The following is a 6,882-nucleotide window of genomic DNA, read 5'->3' as shown; positions in this document are numbered from 1 at the left end:
TTTTCGCTGCGCTGGTATGTATCGCTATTCCAGAACGAGCAAATCCTGTCGGCAGCCTGGCTGTCGATACGGATTGCGCTGGCCAGTGCCACCGCCGCCGTGGTGCTGGGCACCATTGCCGGCTTTGTGACCGCGCGTTTCAAGCGCTATCGTGGCAGCACGCTGTTTACCGGCATGCTGACGGCGCCCATGGTGATGCCGGAGGTGATTACCGGTCTGTCCATGCTGCTTTTGTTTATCTCCTTGCAGCAGTTGATCGGTGTGCCTTCCGAGCGTGGCTTCCTGACCATCTGGATTGGCCACACCACCTTGTGCATGGCTTATGTGGCGGTGGTGGTGCGCTCGCGCCTGATCGAAATGGACAAGAGTCTGGAAGAAGCGGCCATGGATCTGGGCGCGCGCCCCTTGAAGATCTTCTTCGTGATTACCTTGCCGCTGATCTCGCAGGCGATTGCTTCCGGCTTTTTGCTGTCGGTGACCTTGTCGCTGGACGATCTGGTGACGACTGCCTTCCTGTCAGGGCCGGGCTCAACCACCTTGCCGCAAGTGATTTTCTCCAAGGTGAGGCTGGGGCTGAATCCGGAAATCAACGCTCTGGCCAGCATTACGGTGCTGGTGGTGGGCTTGATGGTGGTGCTGGCCAATTATCTGATGCTTAACGCACAAAGAAAGCGCGACAAGGCCATCGCCGAGGCGATGCGCGGCGATGCGCCGCAGTTGGCACCGGCACCCGGCACGCTGGATGTAGCCGGTATGGGCCGTCCTGGGCGCGCCTAAGTGGTGTCCGGCGGCAACAGCTTAGCCTGTTGCCGCCTTTTTTATTAACGAGCCGCCTTTGGCGAGCCAGACTCCGAATCCGGATAAACCCCATGCTGAACTTTGCCCATCAAGACCACGTTCCGTCCTATTACGCCGCTACGGCGCAGCCATGGCCGGATCAGCCCCCCTTGCAAGGGGCGGTGTCTAGCGATGTGTGCGTGGTTGGCGGGGGGCTGGCCGGTTTGTCTGCCGCGCTCAATCTGGCAGAAAAAGGCTTTTCGGTGACCTTGCTGGAAGGCGCGCGCATCGGCTGGGGAGCATCCGGGCGCAATGGCGGCCAGGTGATCGTCGGCTATTCCTGCGATATCGACACCATCAAGGCACAGTTGGGCCCCGAGATGGCGCGCGTATTCTGGGACATGTCGGTCGAAGCGGTCGACATCATCGAGGAGCGGGTCGGGCGGCACCAGATAGACTGCGACTGGGTGCGCGGCTTTTGCAATGCGGCCGTCAAACCCGCCGCCATGCAAGAGCTCAAGCTTTGGCAGGAAACGCTGGAGAATGACTACGGCTATCACGGTACCGAGATGTGGAGCCGCGAGCAGCTGGCGAGTGTACTCGCCAGCGCGCGTTATCAGGGCGGGCTGTTCGACCCGCGTTCCGGTCATATCCATCCGCTCAATTACGCACTGGGTCTGGCGCAGGCCTGCCTCGCGGCCGGCGTGGTGATCCATGAAAATTCACCGGTGCTCAACATCGAAGAAGGCGCCCGGCCGCGGGTTGTTTCCGGGGCGGGGCAGGTGAGCTGCGAGCATGTGGTGCTGGCGTGCAATTCCTATGTCGGGAGTCTGGTGCCCAAACTCGAGCGCAAGATCATGCCGGCCGGCACCTATGTGATCGCCACCGAGCCCTTGGGCGAGGCGCGAGCCCGCGCCTTGATTGCCAATAATATGGCGGTATGCGACACCCAGTTTGTGCTCGACTACTACCGCTTGTCGTCCGATCACCGTCTGCTGTTCGGCGGCAAGGTCAGCTATTCGGGGCGCGAGCCGGCACATCTCGCCGAAGCCATGCGCCACGATATGCTGCGGGTGTTTCCGCAACTGGCGGATGCCAAGATCGATTACGCCTGGGGTGGTTTTTGCGATATCACCATGAACCGCGCGCCGGATTTCGGACGGCTGTCATCCAATGTCTATTACCTGCAGGGCTTCTCCGGCCATGGTGTCAATATCACCGGGCTGGCCGGCCGTGTGGTGGCGGAAGCCATCGCCGGCACCGCCGCACGCTTCGATCTGTTCGGCAAACTGCGCCACCGCGAGTTTCCCGGCGGCAAGCTGCTGCGTACACCGGCGCTGGTACTGGGCATGGCTTATTACCGCTTGCGCGATTATCTGTAAAATGCATACATCAAAAAGCCCGCCATCCGACTGGATGCGCGGGTTTTTTATTGGCGGTGTCCCAATTGCGAGTTGGCCAGCGCCTCGCCAGACCCTTTTTCGCCGGGGTTTCGCGAGACTTCGGGGGCGTTTGGGATGCAAGGGGCTTGTCGCTACAAGCCCCTGTCCGTTCTCCGCGTGGAAGCGGCAAGCTAAAAGGGTCTGCATAGCAGACACCACGCTGAGATCCTTAACGGCAACTTGCTATTAGGACATCGCCTTTTTATTGCCTGCACGCTGCATATCTGCAACGTGAAATCCATGTCGAAAATGAGCCATGACGGGTGCAGTGATGGCTATTTAGTAGTTTTAATGAATAAAGTGAACTAGAGATATGAGCTGGATTACTTATTTATGGAGCCGCAATGGAGGAAGACCACGCTCACACTCAAACGGCTGAACTCGAGCAAGAAAAGATAGTAGCAGTACCTGTTGTGGTTTTTTCCTGCTTTACCCCGGCAGCCGCACAGCCTACACAAGTCGGGCACTGTGGTATTCGTTTTGATTTCAACGGGGGGGCGCGCATCAGTCTGCCTGAAGGTGCATGGCGAGTGCGGCTATCGGACACGCAAACCCACAACACCCTATTCGAGACCGAAATCGGTGCCGGTGTTGTTACGAGCAGCAAAAAATACTTCGTACCCTTTTATGTTGAAGTCTGGCAAGGGGCGGAAAAAGTACTGGATCACCGGCTTAGTCTCAAGAATCAGACAGTATTGATTCAGTTTCCGGTCGGCACGCTGGGCGATGTGCTGGGCTGGTTCCCGTATGCCGCCCGTTTTGCTGAAATCCATGGTTGCAGGCTGAGCTGTGCGATGGCCGCGAATCTGATTCCGCTATTTGCCGCTGTTTATCCGGCAATACGATTTATCACGCCGGCGGCTATTATCGCGACCGAGTATTACGCCACTTACTATTTGGGCCTTTTTTTCGGTGATGAAGAGCACCACTATCAGCCCGGCGACTTTCGTCTGGTGGGGCTTGCGCGTACCGCCGGGCACATTCTGGGGGTTGACCCCAGCGAGGCACCTGCACGTATCGCCAGTTCCGACGATAGCCGTCCCGTTGACGAGCCTTACGTATGTATCGCAGTACAAAGCTCGACCCAGTGCAAATACTGGAACCACCCCACGGGCTGGCTGGAAGTCGTGAAAGCGCTTCAAGCGCAAGGGCTGCGGGTATTGTGTATCGATCAGAAACCTTGCCATGGTGCAGGGTTGACCTGGACGACCTTGCCGCACGGCGCCGAGGATTTTACCGGTGATTTGCCGCTGCTGGATCGCGCGCGGCTACTTCGGCATGCCGAATTCTTTGTCGGTCTCTCCAGCGGTTTGGCGTGGCTTGCCTGGTCGGTAGGTACGCCTGTGGCGCTGATTAGCGGCTTTACCCACCCGATCAATGAGTTTTACACACCGCACCGCATTTTCAATCATCACACCTGCAATAGCTGCTGGAACGATCCGCGCCACAGCTTTGACCACGCCGATTTTTTCTGGTGTCCGCGCCACAAGGGGACGGATCGCCAGTTTGAATGCACGCGCTTGATTACACCGCAACAGGTGATCGATGTGCTATCCCGCATTCCCTATCGTACTCAGCAGGGAGGAGGCAAGGCATCATGAAATATCGTTCACAAGGCTTACGTTACGGGCTGCGCCATTTTTCACGTCAGATACGCGGGTCTAACTTGCTGCTGGTGCTGTTGGGTTTGATGTCACAGCAAGTGCCGGTGTGGGCAGAAACCATCTCCACTGAAGTGACTGGCGGGAAAGTGGTAAAAGGCGCGACGCAGGATGTCGTTGCAGGCGGTATTGCCAATGTTGTCGATGTTGACGGTACGCAAAACGTTTCGGCTGGCGGCCTGGCCAGCGGCACCTTCGGCACCGGTGTGCAGAATGTTTACGTCGGCGGTCTGGCGAGTGCTACGGCCATGACCGGCACTCAAAACGTTTACACCGGTGGCGTGGCCAGTGCAACAGTGGCCACCGGTGGTGCCCAGATTGTCGAAGGGGGGCGTGCCATCGGTACGGTGCTCTTGTCGGGCGGTACGCAGCGGGTCAGTGCCGGCGGCGTGGCGATTTCGACCACACTGGCGGCGGGCCGTGCCGGGCAGGCGGTGCTCGATGGTGGTAGCGCCAGCCTGACGACTATCCTCTCCGGCGGAATTCAGTCTATTGCTGGGGGCAGCGCATCTCAAAATACGGTCTCGTCCGGTGGCTTGCAGCAGGTCTTACGCGGTACTGCCAGCACGAATGTGCTGCTGTCGGGTGCGGTACAAAACATTTTGGGCAATGGGGTGGCTCAGCAAACGACAGTCAGCGCAGGCGCTGTGCAAAATATCGCTGGTCAGGCAACGAATAACGTGCTTGATGGCGGTTTGCAGAATGTTTTGGCAGGAGGACTGGCTACCTCGACCACAGCCGGTAGCGGCAGCGTCCAGAACGTGTACGGTAGCGCCAGTACTAATGTGCTGCTTTCGGGTGCGGTGCAAAATGTTGCAAGTGGCGGAGTGGCTCAGCAGACCACGGTGAACATGAGTGCCATACAGACAGTGAGCGGCCTGGCGACGGGCAACCAGATTAATGGGGGCTCCCAAATTCTCTCTGCCGGCGGGCAGGCGGTGTCCACAGTGATTGACGGCGGCGTTCAGCAGGTTAAGTCGGGTGGCCTGGCCCGTGTCACTCAAGTCAATAGTGGAACCCAGACAGTATTTGAGGGCGGATCGGCCAGACAAACCACCGTCGGCCCTCAAGGGCTACAGAGCGTATTTGGACAGGTTAGCGACACTGTCGTCAATGGTGGCAAGCAAGTGCTGAATGATGGCATGGCTTCCGGCACTACGATCAATGCCGGCGGGACGCAGGTGGTAGGTGGTGGGCAGGCTCTTGATACCACGCTGAATGGCGGCAGTACCCAGACCGTACTCGAGGGCGGACTGGCTAGCGGGACGACTCTTAGTGCAAGCACCCAGAATGTCGGCCCCGGTGCGGTGGTGATCCAAACCCAAGTCGGTAGCGATAGCGTCCAGAATGTGCTGGGAACGGCAAGCGCAACGGTGGTGAGTAGCAGGGGGGCGCAGATCGTTAGTGCTGGTGGTCTCGCGCAACTGACCAGCGTGAACGGCGGCGAGCAGACTATTTTGGCCGCTGGCCGCGCCACGTCTACCACCGTCAACTCGGGTGGCTCGCAAATGGTCAGCGGCGGGCAGGTACTCAATACCACGCTAAATGGCGACAGCAGCCAATCAATCCTGTCGGGTGGCCTGGCTAGCCAAACGGTCTTGAATGATAGTAACCAAACCATTCAGGCGGGTGGTGTGGCAAGCGCAACCAAGGTCAATAGCGGTAGCGATCAAAACGTCAACGGTGTGGCTGAAGACACCGAGATTGCGGCCGGCGGGCGTCAGTATGTGAGTGCTGCTGGTCGTACGCAGCGTACGACCGTGAGTGGTGGCTTGCAAGACGTGTACGCCGGTGGCGTGGCGACTTCGACCACGCTTTTGAGTGGCAGCCAGCAGCGCATCGAGACTGGTGGGTTGGCGATTTCGAATACGGTCGGCAGTGGCGCGGATCAGGTTGTCAGCGGCAGCGCCAGCGGCAACCAGATTAACGGAGGGCGGCAGTTCGTCAACTCCGGCGGGCTTGCCAGTAATAATATTTACGACGGAGGCACACAGCAGATCAACAATGGCGGCGTGGCGACGGCCAATACACTGGCTTCGGCCAGTCAGTTTGTGATGTCAGGTGGCATCGCCAGTAGCACCACCTTGCTTGCCGGCGGCAGGCAGACGATTGCCACTGGCGGCCTCGCCGATGGTGTAATCATACAGACCGGCGGCGCCGCTCAGATTGCGGGTGGCACGCTTAAGGATGCGACGCTTGCCGGTAGCGGTGGCTTGTTGTTACTGGGCAGCGGCACGCTTGCCGGGCAAACGCAGATCACCGGTGATGCCAACAGGCTGGTGTTGCAGGGCGGGCAGGCGGTAGGCAGCCTGAGTGTTGCCGGTAGCGGCAACCAGGTGGGCATCGGGAAAACAGACCTTAGCAATTTTGGGCCGCTGCAGGATAGTACGGGTGCCAACACGCTGGTGGTGCTGTCTGGTGTCAGCGTCCGTGCGCAAACCGGTAGCGGTGCGGCCGGGTCGCTGGATGTAGCAGGCTGGTCGACGGTACGCGTCAATCGTGGTGCCGGGCTTACGCTGGGTGGCAGTCTTTCTCTGGCCCCTGCCGGTATGCTGGCCGTTTCCGGCTCGCTTGCGGTGCCGCAGTCTGCGGCGGTGAGTGGCAGTCTCACCAATGCCGGAACGGTCACGCTTTCTGCGCCTTTGACGGTCAGCGGAAATTATGTGGCTGAGGGGGGTGTATTGCAGGATGCGGTGTTCGCGGGCAAGGGCGAGGCCGCCTTGCTGACTGTAAACGGGCAGGGTAGCGGTGTCACCCGCGTGTTTTTTGCCAACGACGGTACGTCCGGCTTTCTGGGGGAGCGCATCCCGTTCGCACAGATTGCATCCGGGTCTGCAGATTTTGTCGCGGCCAATCCGGTTGGCGCGAAGAACCCGTACGACGTGCGGCTGAAGGGTAGTCCTTATGTGTGGCAAATTGCGCGTAGCGGGAGTACGTGGCTGCTGGAGTCTCCGGCTGTGCCGCTTATCCCCCTGGTGCCGGCATCGCCGACGCCGGCACCG

4 protein-coding genes are annotated in these 6,882 nt (G+C 59.4%); all 4 read left to right on the top strand.

Annotated elements, in window-relative coordinates; translation table 11 throughout:
* Positions 1-777: ABC transporter permease subunit (locus ACRC1E_RS08960; RefSeq protein ID WP_438514754.1), on the top strand; the 777-nt coding region annotated here is incomplete at its 5' end.
* A gap of 92 nt (positions 778-869) precedes the next feature.
* Complete coding sequence (locus tag ACRC1E_RS08955) at positions 870-2,159, top strand: NAD(P)/FAD-dependent oxidoreductase (protein ID WP_438514753.1); 1,290 nt, start codon at positions 870-872, stop codon at positions 2,157-2,159.
* 404 nt (positions 2,160-2,563) lie between these two features.
* Positions 2,564-3,820 carry an autotransporter strand-loop-strand O-heptosyltransferase gene (locus tag ACRC1E_RS08950; RefSeq protein WP_438514752.1) on the top strand — a complete coding sequence of 419 codons (1,257 nt, stop codon included), beginning with the start codon at positions 2,564-2,566 and terminating at the stop codon, positions 3,818-3,820.
* Positions 3,817-6,882, top strand: a 3,066-nt coding sequence (locus ACRC1E_RS08945; RefSeq protein WP_438514751.1) for a hypothetical protein, incomplete at its 3' end; no start/stop codon positions are given. The genes ACRC1E_RS08950 and ACRC1E_RS08945, both read left to right, overlap by 4 nt.

The organism is Craterilacuibacter sp. (assembly GCF_051659485.1).
In the GTDB taxonomy this organism is placed as follows: Bacteria; Pseudomonadota; Gammaproteobacteria; order Burkholderiales; family Chromobacteriaceae; genus Craterilacuibacter.
This window is presented reverse-complemented; position numbering and strand designations above follow the sequence as displayed.